Source organism: Prochlorococcus sp. MIT 1300, assembly GCF_034092375.1.
Lineage (GTDB): Bacteria > Cyanobacteriota > Cyanobacteriia > PCC-6307 > Cyanobiaceae > MIT-1300.
This window is the reverse complement of sequence record NZ_CP139302.1, coordinates 707,750-723,732: the sequence shown is the minus strand read 5'-3', so window position 1 is coordinate 723,732 and position 15,983 is coordinate 707,750. Positions and strand designations below refer to the sequence as shown.

Genomic DNA, 15,983 nt, shown 5'->3' with positions numbered 1-15,983 from the left:
ATAATACTAAATCTTGAAGATTCTGTTCGCAATGTCCTATTAAGACAGATTCCGACTTGGTACGTAGGAATAGTTCTATGTATTGTGCTTGGTTTAGCTCGCTATCTGATGAATTAGTGAAATTTAGTGGCAAATAAAAAACCCCCAGAATGATGATCTGGGGGTGAAGAAGTTAGACAAGAAAGTCTGACTTTTGCCGAAAAACCTTGGTATAACTAGGATTTTATACTTTGCGTGAGTAGTGCTGAACGTCGCTGAAAGCTGTTGGTATGAATAGGTGGCAACGGTGAAATCAGGGTTTGTATAAAGTTTGTCTAACTTGAAACTGCCATTTTGGAAGTCGGGCAAAACCCCGTTGGGGACTGGTTGGTTGCTTGGTTTCATGTAGGCAGCAAATCAGTCGATCAGTCGCCTTTAGCTGTGACTTTTGAAGTAATAGGGGCTATGGGGGTAACGACTAGAAGCCTTCCTATGACAGTTTGGCCTTACTCGTTTCCGATAAATTCTCAAGTGACAGCGTGTCACTTCACAAGAACCCTGTGGTGGACAGGGCTCTTGATTCAGTAGGTCGAAAATATGTCGCGTTTACCTTGGAAATCTTGTTGAAAGAGTGCAGGCTCCGTTGGTTTTGTAGCTTTTTTAACAGAGCTGCAGCTTTTATGGAACCGGCGTTTGAAAGATCTAGATTTCCTAGTGCAAACAGAATAATTAAATCTACGTTCTGCTACTACCCCGAAAAATTTAAAGAAGTGATTATTAAAAGACTCAAGTTCGCAACCCTCTCTTTTTTGGGCGCTTACTTAATTCCATCCTTTTTAGCCTCCCCTGTATTCGCAGGAGACTACAAAGCCTTATGTGGCGGAACCAAGTGTTATATAAGTGTTAATCCAGAAGCGATTAGCTCGCCATATGGCTCCATCCCGGCTGGCCGGGTGACAAGTTGGGGTGGAGGAGGTGACTCAACTACAGCTGTAGGAACCGGTGTTGCTACAACGATTTTCTTTGGCCCACTTGGGCTACTTGGTTTTTTGGCTAAGAAGCATGATTTCAATTTTGTTATCAATGGATATGACGATCAAGGGAAAAAAACCTCTATGCAGATTCAATTTAAGAATGCAAAGCCAGCTAAAAGATTTATTCAGGAAATGGGAATGGTTACAGGATTAGGAATGGGACAAAGGCGCTCTGCAAAGCAAATCAGAAGAAATGAAAGACGTTTAGATCGAATTGATGGTCTTGGAAAATTCAAGAGCCAAGACAATCTTTATGAAGAAAATTCTTCTGGAAGAGCATGCTTCTTAGGATGGTGTCGTCAATGATACGTCGCTGACGATCTTTCTTTGCAATCAGGAGTAGCAAGTGAAGACCAAAGTTGTTCTCTCGGCTTCTTTCCCATTGGTCCCGTTGGTTTTAGCCGGGTCATTTCTAGTTAATCCTCTTTTGGCCATTGCAGGAAATTATGAGGCAGTTTGTTTATTCCCTAAGGAAGACTCATCTCAAAGAAAGTTTGGTCATGATCCTCGTAAAGGTAGTAAGAAGAAATGTATAGACAAAGTAGTTATAAATAGTGAAACAATAACCACACCTCATGCATCTATACCAACGACAAGAATTATAAGTTGGGGCATTGCTGGAGAATCAAAAACAGATGTTGGAGGAGGAGTGGCTACTACCATAATCCTTGGCCCAATTGGTCTTCTTGGATTTTTAAGTAAAAAACATGACTATAATTTTGCGGTAAATGGATATGACGCTGATGGTAAGAGAGCCTCTATTTTGATGCAATTTAAGGATGCTAAACAGCCGAAGCGATTAATGAGTGAGATGGCAATGCTCACAGGCCTCCCAATGGGGCAAAAACGTAGTATAAAAGAAATTAGGAAACTCGAAAAAAGTGGAGGCTCCCTTGAACCTGAAAATATTGGAAGAATGAGAAGTGCTGACAATCTTGATAGCGGGAAAGACCCAGATAGTTTGTATGAGTCTTCTTCTGACAAGAAAAAGTGTTTTCTTGGATGGTGTAGGCAATAAATCTCTTGAAAGAATAAATACATTCTCTTTAACTTAATTTAAGGCATAGCGCTTCTCTTGAATTGGTTCACTATCTAATAAATTAGTGAAATTTAGTGGTCAAATAACCCCCCCCCAGATTGATGATCCGGGGGTTGGAAATGTTTGACAAGAGTTAGACAAGAAAGTCTAACTTTCGCCGAAATCGATTGGTATGACTGGGCGTCTATACCTTACGTGAGTAGTACTCTACAGAGCGGTAAATCCATTGCTATGACTAGAGGCCAACGGTGAAAACAGGGTTTGTCAAAAGTTTGTCTAACTTGAAAGTGCCATTTTGAAAGTTGAGAAAAACCCTTATGGGGACTGGTTGCTATATCGATTTCATTTAGGCAGTAAATTTCAGCGATATCGTCTCTTTAGCTTTGAGTTGTATGTAAGTGAGTCCCGCTGGGGGATGATCCAAAGCCTTTCAAAGGCTTATTGCTCTAACAATTTTCATTCAAATTCTCGGCGGACCGCAAGTCCGTTTTGAAACCCATTGCTATGACAGGGTTCTTGATTCAGTAGGTCAAAGATATGTCCATTTCACCCTTGAAACGTTGTTGAGAGCGAGCAGCAAAACAGACTTCAAGAAAAGTGGAGTAGATATGCGTAATTTTTATCTTGTTGTCTTGTCTGCAGACAGGGTTCTCGAGAACGACCTTGTTTTAAGCGAGTAGATCAGGCGTTGTGGCGTTGGTTCTGTAGCTCCATTTAGCGGTGGGATCACCCGTCGTCATGCCTTGAATTTGAGCAACGGATAAATCACCGCCGGTATAGAGCCCTTCCAAAGCCCCTTTGGCATAGATGCCCACACCACTAACTCCTTTTGCTGTGGCTTGAGCAAAGGTCAGATCAGGAGTAAAGACTCCAACAATTTTGATTTCATCGTTGGCATCTAAGCCCTCGATGATGTCGACCTTTTCGCCATTGGGATTGTTACCAGCTTTTTTATAAATCCAGTTGTGGAGATGTTGGTCGGATTTAATGACGATGAGATCCTTAGCACCATCTTTCTCGGATCGGAAGGTGTTCCAGCCAAAGTCACCATGAAGTTCATCGGCACCTGAACCACCGGTAATAATGTCTCGTCCATTGCCACCATGAATTAAATCATCACCAGCGCCACTATCGAGAACATCCCATCCGGCCAAACCTCGAACGGTGTCGGCACCAATGCCACCTTCTATGACTGATCCAGATTTAACTGGTTGGTTGAAGGTAATTTGTTTGGCTTGAATTAAGCCACCAGAAGATGATGCTCGGGAAACACGGTTGATGTTGATTGTTTGATTCCAAGTATTGGTCGTAATCGCTAATTCGGAGTTATAAACATCTGTACTTTGAGAAGATACAGCTGTGGAATTTGAGAACCAATTTTTAATAATTTTGTTTGAGCTATCGGTTTTACCTAATTGGTAACTAGTCTTAATTTCAGTTTCAGTTTCAGTTTCAGTTTCAGTTTCAGTTTCAGTTGATGATATCTCGCCTGTTTCTTCTCCCCAAATTTCTTTTAATGCTTTTATATCTATATCCTGAAACCATGTTGGATAAACCCCCCATTTAGATGGGGACCCATAAGCCATAACTGTGTCCTCTACGCTGGTGTCATCCTGATCACCAAATTTATCTCCATCATCGCCCTTGAAAGGATGTTCAAGATGTAAAGCATGACCAAATTCATGCAAGATTAGATTTTCCCAATAATTGCTACCTAGATTTTTATCATGATCATTTCTTGTTGTAGTCAATGAAATCTCAAAATTCATCTGACCATTATCTTTCTTGAAAAAAGTGGTATTTCCTCCATATTCTTGTCCTGCTACTGGATTATCATGCTGCATAATTGTTATATTTGCATCCGATCTGTTGTTAACAAGGTTGAAATCTAAATCGATGATGCCATCTAATTTTGTAAGCATATTATCGATTGAAGTAATTCTATAATCCGGCATTGATTTTGCATCAATAAGGGTGTTATCGAATTGAGTAGATTCTCCGTATTTATCAACCCAAATGTTTATTGTATTGTTTTCAACCTTATCTCTGAAATCTTGGAAGGCCGATCTTCCATCTATGATATGTGAAACCTCCAAGCCAGGCTTTGTTGTGCTTGAGTCATTACTACTTGTAGTTAAGGATGTATCATATATATATACATATTGAGGAGAGCCAACTAGGCTTGCGCGAGCAGAATCACTATAGAGATATACATAGAAGTATTCTGTACCTTCTGTCGTTTTGTCATTAGCAATTGAATGAGAGAAACTGAATTCACCATTGCTATCAACACTTCCAAATCCGGTTAAGTTGCCAGAAGAAAAATCAGAAGATGTTATATTATTACCATAAACTGTCCAATAAAGATTAGTTCCTTGGTTTACATTAGATGTGCTTACTGTAGTTGTTACACTTCCTCCTTCGTTCAGCGCTGATGTTGATACTTCAAGTGAATAAGAAGGTCCAGGGGTTCCTGAAGTATCTAAAATGGATACAGTTTTAGTGGAACCAACTTGATAGCCTAAATCAATCAGATTATTGTTCCTATTAGCATCAGCAAATAAATTTATTTGTAGTTTTTCTGTGCCTTCTGTTGTCTCATCATTATTCAGAACATGCGAGAAAGTAAAACTCCCATTATCTCCTTCGGTAATACCTGATCCGGTTAATGAACCGGAGGAAAAATCTGACAAACTAATACCAGTGCCAGATAATGACCAATAAATAGTAGTGCCATTGTAAACATTTTTTGCTGAAACTGTAGTTGTTAATGTGCTGCTTTCATTGAGCGTTGAAGAAGATGTCGATAGAGAGATCTCATAATCATTATGTATTATGTTATCTCCATTTATATCATATTGAACTAATTTCTCGAGGTTAAGTGTGGAACTGCTATTTGCGTAAGTATTATAATCATCGTACACATTTGCATAACTATAACTTTTTCTAGGTGTATATGTAGTCCCAATATATTGAGCACCTGAACCTCTCCTCAGCACAAAATAATCTCCGTTATCCTTTGTTCCGATTGCAAAAGGGAGCCCTTGGTCCCATCTGTTCACATATCCTGGTCTTGACCCAAACTGCCAAGAGGCAGTAGGGACAATTGTCGTAATACCTTTTTGGCTATCTATTATTGATGCCCAATTATCTGTTTCATCACCCCAAACACCAACAGTCCCTGACCATGAAAGGGTTAGCCCATCTCTTTCATTGGTTGCATAAGTACCCATAAGGAAATGACTAGGCAACCTAGATTTACTTTATTTACTGTAGCCAGGATATGAGACTTGGTCTGAAGAATTAGCGAAAAAAAGGCTTTTAAGCGAGTAGATCAGGGGTTGTGGCGTTGGTTCTGTAGCTCCATTTAGCGGTCGGATCGCCAGTCGTCATGTCTTGAATCTGAGCCACGGATAAATCACCGCCGGTATAGAGACCTTCTAAGATTTGGAACGTTGGCATAGGTCTCTGTATTGCACTTAGCTTGGCTCGTTATTTGATGAATTAGCGAAATTTAGTGGCCAAATAAAAACCCCCCAGATTGAAGATCCGAGGGGTGAAAAAGTTTGACCAAAGTTTGACAAGAAAGCTGAAAAGCCTTGGTATAACTGGGTTTTTATACTTTACGTGAGTAGTACTCCACCACTAATAATTCGTTTATCTCGAGAGCAACCCATTCCCTTTCGCATTTGCCATTGATTTTTGCAGTCATCTTTGGTTTGTCTAATTCGAGATGGGGAGGAACGTTTGCTAATCCTGGAAATTCAAGATTGGCTTCAGCAAGTTTTTTGCTGCCTTTGTTTTCACGGATTCCCACTACATCACCTTGCTTGCATTGATAGCTAGCAATATCGAGAACCCGGCCATTTACTGTTACATGACCGTGATTAACTAATTGGCGGGCACCAGGCACAGTTGGTCCAAAGCCAAGACGAAAACAAACATTATCCAGTCTGTTTTCAAGCAGTTTCAAGAGGTTGGTTCCTGTGGAGCCCTCTTGAGATCGTGCTTTTTTTACATAGCGGACAAGCTGACGCTCTGAAATCCCGTAGTTAAACCTTAGCTTTTGCTTCTCTTCGAGGCGAATAGCGTATTCGGAGCGCTTGCGACGGGCTTGGCCGTGCTGACCTGGCGGATGTGACCGTTTTGCGGCCTTCCGGGTGAGACCTGGAAGATCTCCCAAGCGCCGCGTAATCCTCAAGCGAGGGCCGCGGTATCTAGACATAAGAACCTAATTGGAGAACAATCGTTAAAGCAACTGTCGTGCTGGATAAGCTCCAGGAGGACTTTGAGCTATGAACGAGCCTTATAGTCTATCCGTCCACATGCGAGAAGCTTTGAACAAAATCTTGGGATGGTTGATGATTGAACTTATTGGCTTTTATCGTCAATGGGTCTCCCCTGTTTTGGGCCCACGTTGCAGATTTATTCCTTCTTGCAGTGAATATGGGTTAGAAGCAATTGCTCGTCATGGGCCTTGGAGAGGGGGGTGGCTGACGTTAAAGAGGCTTTCTAAATGCCATCCTTTTACACCATGTGGTTGTGACCCTGTGCCTGATTGATGGCAGCATTTTCGCTTGTGCTCTATACCCGCAAAGGTTGTTGCCTTTGTGAAGGGCTTGAGAAAAAATTGCGAGAATTGAAACTTAATAAAGTCACTCCTCAATTATCTCTCCGTGTGGTTGATATAGATCACCAGTTGACTCCTGCCGATGTTCGAGAACGCTATAACCTTGAGGTACCAGTTATGTGTATTGGTCCATCTGATTCGCTTCATAAGCTAATTCCCTTGCCCAGGGTTTCTCCACGATTGAATGGGGAAGGATTGCTCAAGTGGCTTCAAAAGACTTGCCTCAATGCACTTGAGTCTTTTTAGTTCAGTTTTCTAAACAATCCAGAGGTATATGGTTCAACGAAAACTCCACTCACTTTTAAGAGAAGTGGGATTAGATATGCCACAGAATATGTCTGACCCTTTGATTGAATCTTTAACTTCTGATTCACGGATTGTTGAAAAAGGATCACTCTTTTTAGGAATACCAGGAGAGGGGTTTGATGGCGGAACTTTTTGGCCCCAGGCACAACAAAAGGGCGCAGTTGCCTCGTTGATTGGGCATGCCGCAGCAATACTTCAACCACCAGGTGAATCAGATTTGGTCATAATTGCACCTGACCCTGTAGCCAAATGGGTTGGATTAATAGCAGCAGCATTTTGGAACCAGCCCTCTCAGAAATTGGACTTGATAGGCATTACCGGAACGAATGGTAAAACAACAATTGCTTACTTGATTGAGTATTTAAGTAACTCTGTTGGTAGAACAGCTGGACTCTTTGGAACCTTGGGCAATCGTTGGAAAGGTAATAAGATTAAAGCTTTAAATACGACACCCTTTGCGGTTGACTTGCAAGCCCAATTAGCATTAGCGGTTCAATCAGGAGTTGATTTAGTTGCTATGGAAGTAAGCTCACATGCATTGGCTCAACAAAGGGTCTCGGGATGTCATTTCTCAGGAGCTATTTTTACAAACCTTACGCAAGATCACCTTGATTACCATATCTCTATGGACAAATATTTTGAGGCTAAGTCAACCTTATTTGCTCCTCCACTTTTGGATTTAGATAGTCCAAAGGTGGTAGTAAATATTGATGACAAATGGGGACTTGAATTGGCTCAAAGGCTAGGTGAGCAATGTTGGCGTAGCTCTATCATTCAAAGTGCATTTCAACAAGGTATTGCTGATATTTCCATTGATAATATTGTAGTTAAAAATTCAGGAATTGAGGGAGACTTTTATAGTCCTCTTGGTGAAGGCAGGCTAGTAGCTCCTTTGTTAGGTAAGTTTAATCTGATGAATATTTTGCAAGCTTTAGGCGTTTTATTGCAACACGGATTCGCATTACCTGAACTTCTAGAGCATTTAAAAGGTTTTCCTGGAGTGCCCGGACGTTTGCAGCGTATTTCACTAGATGCGTATTCTGAGAATTTGCTACCAACAGTTTTGGTTGATTATGCTCATACACCAGATGGCTTAAAGAATGCCCTCATGGCTTGCCGATCTTTTGCAGAAGGTGATTTGATTTGTGTATTTGGATGTGGAGGTGATAGAGATAGATCTAAACGTTCAAAAATGGGTGAGATTGCTGCAAGTTTTGCAGATAGGATTTATTTGACTTCTGATAATCCGCGCAATGAAGATGCTGGACAAATACTTTCTGACATTATCCAAGGTATTCCAAAAAGAACTAATTTTCTTGTAGAGGAAGATAGGTCTAAAGCCATTAGAAACTCAATTGTTGATGCAGCACCTAATGACATTATTCTCGTTGCAGGTAAAGGACATGAGGATTATCAAATTCTAGGGAATATTAAAGTACATTTTGATGACAGTGAGGAGGTTGAGGCTTCTCTAAGAGAGAAATTAAATTTAAATTAGCTGTGATTAGTATATCTTGTTAAACACTCAATTAGTTTTTCAATTTCCTGGGCTGTTGTTGTGATATGAAAGCACGCTCGCATACATAAGGGACTTTCCAGACTCCTTATCCATATCTTTTTTTTTCCTAGAAGAGATGTTAGTTTAGCTGGTGATTTGTTATCTTTACTGGTAAAGCTTACCAGCCCTGAGTTGGGGCGTATTTTCAGAATTGTCGAAAAACAATCAGAGTCATTTATATATTCCCAGAATTGATTACTTAAAAGACATATTTGTTGGATACGTACTTCTTCTGAACATTCTTCTTCGATTAGATCTAAAGAGGACCTTAGCCCTGCTAATAATGGAATGCAGGAGGTTGCAATCTCAAAACGCCGACCATCATTATGGAACAAATTGCCTATGTCTTCTTGAATAAGGTTCTCATTTTTTAAAGTTCGCCAACCAATAAATGTAGGGCTAGCCTCGTTTAAAATACGCTCTGATAAAACAACTCCACCCAATCCTTCAGGTCCGCAAGCCCATTTGTGGCCCGTAAAGGCATATATGTCGGCACTGGCTGCTGACCTCTTAAGAGGAATTTGTCCAAAACTCTGAGCTCCATCAACTAATAGGTAGGGTTTTTGAGGCTTTTGATTTAAGCTCATTGCAATAGCCTCAATAGGAATAACTTGTCCGGTATTCCATAGAATATGTGAGATAACAATTAATTTCGTTTTAGGCTTGATACTTTTCTCTAGGGATTCTAGTAATTCATCATTAATCTCATCAGGTTTCTTGCAAAGGCTTGCGAAGACCTCTAGGTCTAAGGTGTCAATTTCTAAGCCTAATCTACGTGCTAATTCCATGCAAGCAGCTACTATCCCGGGATGTTCGCAGTTGCTAATTAGTATTCGGTCTCCTGCTTCAAAGGGAAGTCCCCAAAGCGGCAAAATGCAACCACTAGTTACATTTTCTGTAAGGGATATTCTCTCTGGCCTGACCCCGCAGATTTTTGCAAGCTTAATCTTTGTTTGTTGTATTTCATTTGCGAGATAAGGCCATACATTTAGAGTAAATGGACCAAGCTCTTGAACCTTTTCCCAACTTGCTTTCATTGCCTTAAGAGAGGGTGATGGTAATGGACCTTGCCCTCCATAATTGAAGTAATGCTTATTGGATAGAGCAGACATTGTTGCTCTGAGGGAGCTCATCTCAAATAGTGTGATTGTTTTCTCTCATTCATTTTATGCAACATTGCTGGAATAGACAAACCAAAAGTCTTGCATACTTAATCTTTGCTGATTCAAGTATAATGCTTGCTTGTATTTAAATATATGCTTCTGCATATTGATTTATTTATGGTTATTGATAAGATCTAAGATCGAACTTCTTATTCTTTAATTTGTATGGCTAAACTTTTTAAGAAATTACCTGAAGAGGGGAAAATTAAATATGTCTTGTCATAAAGGCTTGAGAGAAGAAATTGTCGATATGGCTAGAAGAATTAATGCTCTTGGGCTTAATCAAGGAGCTTCGGGCAATATTGCCTGTAGAACCCCTGCAGGCATGCTTGTCACTCCAAGTGCTAAACCTTATGAAACAATGTCTCCTTCGGATGTATTGGAAATAAGTTTATCAGGATCAATTATTTCAAGACCAACTGATGAAAAATCTAGAAAAACTCTTCGGCCTTCCTCGGAGTGGAGGCTTCATGCACACATTCTTTCAGAGCGTCCAGAGGTAAACTCTGTTTTACATTGTCACTCTGCATTTGCTACTGCTATTGCATGTCATGGGCGAGATATTCCAAGTTTTCACTATATGATTGCAATTGCAGGTGGGAATAATATTCGGTGTGCTCCATACCAGACCTTTGGCACAGAAGAACTTTCTTCAGTAGCTGTTAAGGCTTTAAAAGATCGGTTTGCTTGTTTACTAGCGCATCATGGACAAGTAGCTCTCGGCAAGACTTTGAATCAAGCTCTTAATATTGCATTAGAAGTAGAATCCTTATCCAAGGTCTACTTAAATTCGCTAATCATTGGAGAGCCAAAAAAACTTTCAGATGTTGAGATGAAGCGAGTTTTGGATAAGATTAATTCTATTGGGTATTCAACTGATAATCAAACCTTGCTTTGATGAGGTTTTCTTTAAGTCAATAATCACTAAATGATATTTGGTGATGTAAGGGACTCACCCTTTTGATTCGCTCCTACAATCAAGGGTGGTGTTATTACCCAAGCGCTAATACTTGGATATAAATCGTTCAATTGCCCATCAAGGCTAAAACAACTTCTTGATGGTAATTCAGGATTTTTGATTTCTAAAGTCCTTAGCGGTTTTGACCATTCCAAAAGTCGAGTAGCACCTTCTACACTTAATATGTAGCCCGCTAAACCAAGGCTTTTCCTTAAGCGCTTCCAAGTTCTAGTTTTTACTTCATTTAATCCTCTTTGCAACTCTAGACTAGTGGGAAAACGAGGCCTAAACAGTAAAGTTGCAGATAGCTTTTCGGCCCATTCGTATTCAAGACATGAATCAAAATTCCAACCTAAAAGTAAAATGTCCCAGTATTTTTCTGGCAGTTCATCGATTGCCAAGCTAAGTTTTTGTTGCCAACCCTGAGCAAGGATTGCATCATCCTCTAAAACCAAGGTAGGAGTGTTGCTATTTATGCATGACCTCCAGCATAGTTGATGACTTAAGGCACAGCCTATTTGACCTTTTGGCCAACGTAATGCTGAATCACTAATTAAACCTCGACCTTTTAAATGACTTAGCTCACGTGTATTTAGATTTTGACCATCAACACCCCATAAACGATTAATTGGCCAATCATTATTACCTAAACTATTTTGAAAAGACTCCCACCTTTCGGGCGTTCTTGCTAGAGAGATAACGATAATGTTAAACATAGGATTTTTGGGATTGGTTTTCTGCATGAGCTAAATTATTGTCTTTGATAATCCATATCATTGTAGATGCTTTGGATTCTTATAGCGATAAATATTTTCTGCAACTTAATGTTCTATGGACCAACCTGTTCTTATGATTAACAAGACTTTTGTGAAGTTCAATGGCATGCATCTTATCCAAGTCTGCATTATATTGGATGATTTTTGCTCTTAAACTTTATTAATTTATTTCTTCCACGATATAAATATTGTTTGAGCAAATATTCGCGTGGTTAGGGATTATCTTATTCATATGCTTTACTATCATCATGTTAAAGCTAATGTTGAGATGCCAGAGCCTGGAGATGTCTGGAAATCACCGGTATGGTTTGTGCCTGTGGCCTTACTGGCAATCTTATGCTTTATAGAAATAAGGCATTTGTCAATCCATGGTGAATATTGCAAGACCGAGTCTGAATGGATGAACGATAGGGCTTTAGAGTATGATAGAGAATCATCAGTTGAGTAATCGGTTCCTTACGCTATTAACTCATTAATTATTACTTATGCCTAAAAATTGACCCTTTTTTTTTAAAGCACTTGTACTACTTCGCTAACTTCAGGAATCATTTCTCGCAGTTTTCGTTCAATGCCCATTTTTAGAGTCATTGTGCTACTTGGGCAACTACCGCAGGCTCCTTGCAATCTTACTTTTACAACTGGGCCATCTATCTCTACTATTTCCACATTCCCTCCATCTGCCATTAAGAATGGCCTTAGTTCGTCAAGTACGGTCTCCACATTTTCATGTGTTAGGGCCATTGATTCGATACTCATTTAATTTGAAGCTATAGCTTTCTACAGATTAGTGAACTATGCCATAACCTGACTAGTGGGTGGATTGAAGATTGTGACTTTATCGGGATCTGCTGATGTGGAGGGACGTTACGACGCCATCTTGGTGGGTGCAGGAATTATGAGTGCCACATTGGCATCATTGCTTAATGAATTGGATTCATCTCTAAGAATACTAATTGTTGAGCGATTGGAAGGTCCTGCTCTTGAAAGCACAGCAGCCGTTAACAACGCAGGTACAGGCCATGCTGCTAATTGCGAACTGAATTACACCCCTTCAACCGCTAACGGGAAAATTTCAACTGAGAAGGCAGTAGCCATTAATTTGGCTTTTGAGCAAAGTCTTGAATATTGGGGTTCTTTGGTTTCGGAGGGAAAGCTTTCTCCTAAGGAATTTTTAAATGTATTGCCACATATTAGTGCTGTTTGGGGGGATGAGGAAGTCGCTTTTTTGAGAAGACGTTACGAAAAACTGAAGTCTATGACTGCCTTCTCAAAGATGGAGTGGTCTATAGATAGAGCTCAACTTAATCAGTGGATGCCATTGGTTATGGAAGGTAGAAATAATGACCAAGCCGTTGCCGCGACTAGGGTCAAGAGAGGGACTGATGTTGATTTTGGAGCATTGACAAGAGGTTTTTTGAAATCTCTTCAAAAAACCGGGGCTTTGGAATTGAAATATGGATTTGAAGTAGTAAATATTAGAAGGTTAGAGAAAAGATCTTGGGAGCTGGAGCTTCAGAGCAAGCAACAAAGTTCTTTGGTTCAAACACCTTTTGTTTTTTTAGGCGCAGGAGGTGGAACATTGCCTCTGCTTCAGAAGTCTGGCATTCCGGAAGCTGAGTCATATGCTGGATTCCCTGTTAGTGGGCAATGGTTGGTTTGCTCTAATCCAGAATTGGTTGATAGACACCATGCAAAGGTATATGGAAAAGCAAAAGTAGGAGCTCCACCAATGTCAGTTCCTCATCTTGATACACGCTGGATTGGTGGTAAACGCTCTTTGCTTTTTGGGCCATATGCAGGCTTCAGCAGTAAATTTTTGAAAAAGGGATCTCATCTTGATTTATTTCGCTCTCTTCGTGTATCGAATCTCAGTTCAATGATCAAAGTTGGTTTAAACAATTTTGATCTTGTTACTTATTTAATTACTCAGTTGAGTCAAACAGATGAAGACCGTTTAACTGAACTCAAGGGGTTTTTCCCAAAAGCTTCTGCTAAGGATTGGAATTTATCTATTGCAGGTCAGAGAGTTCAAATAATAAAAAGAACAAAGGAAGGTTCTCTTTTGAAAATGGGTACTGAAGTCGTTTCGTCTTCGGACGGATCCTTAGCTGCTTTGTTAGGGGCCTCGCCTGGTGCGAGTACGGCAGTGTCAATAATGCTGGAGGTTTTGAGGCTTTGTTGGGGAGATGGGATGCTCAGTGAAGACTGGAAGAAGAGATTGGCTGAGCTGATTCCCAGTTATGGGAAAAGTCCTAATCTTGACAGCAATCTCTTGGTGCGTATGAGAGAAAGAAGTAATTCCCTGCTTGGTTTGTCTTGACTAGGTGGAGATGCTTTTTGGCATGTGGATAAGATCACCACTTAAGATCGTGTTTTGAGCTCGCTGCGTCCGAGCGGGAAATCTCCTCTCCGATGACCGAAGTTATCGTTTCTCGTTTAAGAAATTTTTGCATAATTGCCCATATAGACCATGGCAAGTCGACTCTTGCCGACAGATTGCTTCAAGACACTGGAACTGTTGCTGGAAGGGATATGCAAGAACAGTTCCTTGACAATATGGACCTTGAGAGAGAACGAGGAATAACAATCAAATTACAGGCAGCAAGAATGAATTACGAAGCTGTTGATGGGGAGACTTATGTATTGAATTTGATTGACACCCCTGGACATGTTGACTTTTCGTATGAGGTCAGCAGGTCTTTGCAGGCCTGTGAAGGCGCCTTGCTTGTTGTAGATGCAAGTCAAGGAGTAGAAGCTCAAACTTTGGCCAATGTTTATTTGGCATTGGAAAATGACTTGGAGATAATTCCTGTTTTGAATAAAGTTGATTTACCTGGAGCAGATCCTGATCGTATTAAGAAGGAGATTGAGGAAATTATTGGATTAGATACATCCAATGCGATTTATTGTTCAGCAAAAACTGGAATTGGTATCCCTGATATTTTACAAGCAGTGGTGGAACGAATACCTCCACCAAATGATGCCTTGAATGAGCCTACTAAGGCATTGATATTTGACTCTTATTATGATCCATACAGGGGTGTAATAGTATATTTTAGGGTTATTAGTGGAAATATAACCACAGCAGATAAAGTTCTTTTAATGGCCAGCCAAAAGAGTTATGAGCTCGACGAAATTGGTGTCATGGCTCCAGATCAAATAAAAGTTGATGAGTTACATGCTGGTGAGGTTGGTTATTTAGCCGCCTCGATTAAGGCTGTTGCTGATGCAAGAGTTGGAGACACAATAACCCTATTAAAGTCTCCTGCAGAAGAACCTCTGCCTGGATACACTGAGGCGAAGCCAATGGTCTTTTGTGGGCTTTTCCCTACTGATGCTGATCAATACCCTGACCTAAGAGAGTCCTTAGAGAAGCTGCAGCTTTCTGATGCAGCTCTTAAGTATGAACCGGAGACTAGTAGTGCAATGGGGTTTGGTTTTCGCTGTGGTTTTTTAGGTCTTTTGCATATGGAAATTGTTCAAGAAAGGCTTGAAAGAGAATATGATTTAGATTTAATAGTAACTGCTCCATCTGTAATTTATAAGGTTAATATGCTTGATGGATTGACCTTAATGATTGATAATCCAGCGACTTTGCCTGACCCTCAGAAGCGTGAATCGCTTGAAGAACCTTATGTTCGTATGGAGATATATGCGCCCAATGAATTCAATGGAACCTTGATGGGCCTTTGTCAAGAACGTAGAGGTGATTTCATTGATATGAAGTATATAACTACTGATAGGGTTACTTTGGTTTATGAAATACCTTTGGCTGAAGTTGTGACTGACTTCTTCGACCAGATGAAAAGTCGTACTAAAGGTTATGCATCAATGGAATATCATTTAATTGGTTATCGGAGAAATGACTTGGTACGTTTAGATGTATTAATCAATTCTGAAAAGGCCGACCCTCTTACAACTATAGTTCATAGGGATAAAGCTTATTTTGTTGGGAAGGGACTGGTTGAAAAGTTAAAGGAACTTATTCCTCGCCAGCAGTTTAAGATACCTTTGCAGGCTTCAATTGGCAGTAGAATTATAGCGAGTGAAAGTATTAGTGCTATGCGTAAAGATGTATTAGCAAAATGTTATGGTGGTGACATATCTCGTAAGAAAAAACTTTTAAAAAAGCAGGCAAAAGGCAAAAAGAGAATGAAGGCCATGGGCAAAGTTGATGTTCCTCAAGAAGCATTTATGGCAGTTCTAAAAATTAATCAGTAAAGGTTAACTCTATATTGATATATTAGAGTTAACCTTTTTGGTAAGAGCTGATTTTATGTATAGAGATGTGTAGAGATGTTTTGCAATGGGAGCGTCGACTCTTTACTTGAGTTGGATTGATTGTTGAATGTAGTCCAAATCAGGCCAACAATAATCAAGGTGGCTACAGCCATGGTGAGTTCTCCAACGGTTAGGCCTTCGTTCCTGAAATTCATTTGAGCTTTTTAACTGTTCTATCTAAGCGTGTTTTATCAATCTTTTCTACCCTGTAGTCTTTCTTATGTGACCAGAAATTTAATTGTTGAAGTTTTTTCGAGGA

The 15,983-nt window shown here is 40.1% G+C and carries 15 protein-coding genes; 8 read left to right on the top strand and 7 right to left on the bottom strand.

Annotation, left to right across the window (positions count from 1 at the left end; genetic code table 11):
* Positions 1-749 precede the first annotated feature (749 nt).
* Entirely contained in the window at positions 750-1,319 is a 570-nt protein-coding gene (locus tag SOI83_RS03845) for a hypothetical protein (RefSeq protein WP_320677325.1), read from the top strand.
* A gap of 40 nt (positions 1,320-1,359) precedes the next feature.
* Positions 1,360-2,031, top strand: a complete 672-nt coding sequence (locus tag SOI83_RS03840; RefSeq protein WP_320677324.1) for a hypothetical protein — start codon at positions 1,360-1,362, stop codon at positions 2,029-2,031.
* Positions 2,032-2,720: 689 nt separating this feature from the next.
* On the opposite strand, the gene SOI83_RS03835 is transcribed toward SOI83_RS03840, so the two are convergent.
* The 3 genes from SOI83_RS03835 to rpsD all read right to left on the bottom strand — a co-directional run bounded on the left by SOI83_RS03835 (position 2,721) and on the right by rpsD (position 6,277).
* Complete coding sequence (locus tag SOI83_RS03835) at positions 2,721-5,285, bottom strand: hypothetical protein (RefSeq protein ID WP_320677323.1); 2,565 nt, start codon at positions 5,283-5,285, stop codon at positions 2,721-2,723.
* Between the two features lie 88 nt (positions 5,286-5,373).
* On the bottom strand, positions 5,374-5,514 hold the full coding sequence (locus SOI83_RS03830) for a hypothetical protein (RefSeq protein ID WP_320677322.1): 141 nt from the start codon (positions 5,512-5,514) through the stop codon (positions 5,374-5,376).
* A 154-nt stretch (positions 5,515-5,668) separates the two neighbouring features.
* Positions 5,669-6,277, bottom strand: a complete 609-nt coding sequence (gene rpsD / locus SOI83_RS03825; RefSeq protein WP_320677321.1) for a 30S ribosomal protein S4 — start codon at positions 6,275-6,277, stop codon at positions 5,669-5,671.
* A 100-nt stretch (positions 6,278-6,377) separates the two neighbouring features.
* On the opposite strand from rpsD, the gene yidD reads away from it, so the two are divergent.
* Genes yidD through SOI83_RS03810 form a run of 3 tightly spaced genes read left to right on the top strand, consistent with a single transcriptional unit; the run spans position 6,378 to position 8,486 of the window.
* The gene (gene yidD, locus SOI83_RS03820; RefSeq protein ID WP_320677627.1) at positions 6,378-6,614 is read left to right on the top strand and encodes a membrane protein insertion efficiency factor YidD; all 237 of its coding nucleotides are present in this window, start codon (positions 6,378-6,380) and stop codon (positions 6,612-6,614) included.
* A complete protein-coding gene (locus tag SOI83_RS03815) occupies positions 6,614-6,928 on the top strand; it encodes a glutaredoxin family protein (RefSeq protein WP_320677320.1) in 315 nt (104 codons plus the stop codon). The genes yidD and SOI83_RS03815 overlap by 1 nt, the downstream gene beginning before the upstream one ends.
* 28 nt (positions 6,929-6,956) lie before the next feature.
* Entirely contained in the window at positions 6,957-8,486 is a 1,530-nt protein-coding gene (locus SOI83_RS03810) for a UDP-N-acetylmuramoyl-L-alanyl-D-glutamate--2,6-diaminopimelate ligase (protein ID WP_320677319.1), read from the top strand.
* On the opposite strand, the gene SOI83_RS03805 is transcribed toward SOI83_RS03810, so the two are convergent.
* A complete protein-coding gene (locus tag SOI83_RS03805; protein ID WP_320677318.1) occupies positions 8,483-9,679 on the bottom strand; it encodes an aminotransferase class V-fold PLP-dependent enzyme in 1,197 nt (398 codons plus the stop codon). The genes SOI83_RS03810 and SOI83_RS03805 overlap by 4 nt on opposite strands.
* Before the next feature lie 259 nt (positions 9,680-9,938).
* Here SOI83_RS03805 and SOI83_RS03800 point away from each other — a divergent pair, with 259 nt between their 5' ends.
* On the top strand, positions 9,939-10,607 hold the full coding sequence (locus SOI83_RS03800) for a class II aldolase/adducin family protein (RefSeq protein ID WP_320677317.1): 669 nt from the start codon (positions 9,939-9,941) through the stop codon (positions 10,605-10,607).
* Positions 10,608-10,633: 26 nt separating this feature from the next.
* Here the strand turns inward: SOI83_RS03800 and SOI83_RS03795 are convergent, their stop codons facing one another.
* On the bottom strand, positions 10,634-11,383 hold the full coding sequence (locus SOI83_RS03795; protein WP_320677316.1) for a glycosyltransferase family 25 protein: 750 nt from the start codon (positions 11,381-11,383) through the stop codon (positions 10,634-10,636).
* A 570-nt stretch (positions 11,384-11,953) separates the two neighbouring features.
* Positions 11,954-12,199, bottom strand: a complete 246-nt coding sequence (locus SOI83_RS03790; RefSeq protein WP_320677315.1) for a NifU family protein — start codon at positions 12,197-12,199, stop codon at positions 11,954-11,956.
* Positions 12,200-12,272: 73 nt separating this feature from the next.
* Here SOI83_RS03790 and SOI83_RS03785 point away from each other — a divergent pair, with 73 nt between their 5' ends.
* Entirely contained in the window at positions 12,273-13,763 is a 1,491-nt protein-coding gene (locus tag SOI83_RS03785; protein WP_320677314.1) for a malate:quinone oxidoreductase, read from the top strand.
* 92 nt (positions 13,764-13,855) lie between these two features.
* Positions 13,856-15,664, top strand: coding sequence for a translation elongation factor 4 (gene lepA, locus SOI83_RS03780; RefSeq protein WP_320677313.1), 1,809 nt, complete (start codon positions 13,856-13,858; stop codon positions 15,662-15,664).
* Between the two features lie 53 nt (positions 15,665-15,717).
* On the opposite strand, the gene SOI83_RS03775 is transcribed toward lepA, so the two are convergent.
* Positions 15,718-15,879 carry a hypothetical protein gene (locus SOI83_RS03775; RefSeq protein ID WP_320677312.1) on the bottom strand — a complete coding sequence of 54 codons (162 nt, stop codon included), beginning with the start codon at positions 15,877-15,879 and terminating at the stop codon, positions 15,718-15,720.
* Positions 15,880-15,983: the final 104 nt, after the last annotated feature.